This is a genomic window from Sphingobacterium sp. LRF_L2, from assembly GCF_965644235.1.
Lineage (GTDB): Bacteria > Bacteroidota > Bacteroidia > Sphingobacteriales > Sphingobacteriaceae > Sphingobacterium.
On sequence record NZ_CBFFRI010000042.1, the window covers coordinates 1 to 229 of the forward strand.

The 229-nt window shown below is 48.9% G+C and carries 1 tRNA gene; it reads left to right on the top strand.

Annotated features, from left to right (window positions below):
- Positions 1–74: transfer RNA gene (locus ACSZOX_RS22450), tRNA-Pro, on the top strand.
- The last annotated feature ends 155 nt before the right edge of the window (positions 75–229 follow it).

The following is a 229-nucleotide window of genomic DNA, read 5'->3' on the forward strand; positions in this document are numbered from 1 at the left end:
CGGGGTGTAGCGTAGCCCGGTATCGCGCCACATTTGGGATGTGGAGGTCGTAGGTTCGAATCCTGCCACCCCGACAAAAAAAGCTCTAACGAAAGTTAGGGCTTTTTTCGTTTCAGGGTGGGCATGAGAACCTACGACCTTTGGGATATTGTGGGATCAGAGTCAAAACCTGTGGACTACGCAAATAATTTGGTTAATCTGAAGAGGAAGAAATTGATGTCACCCACCC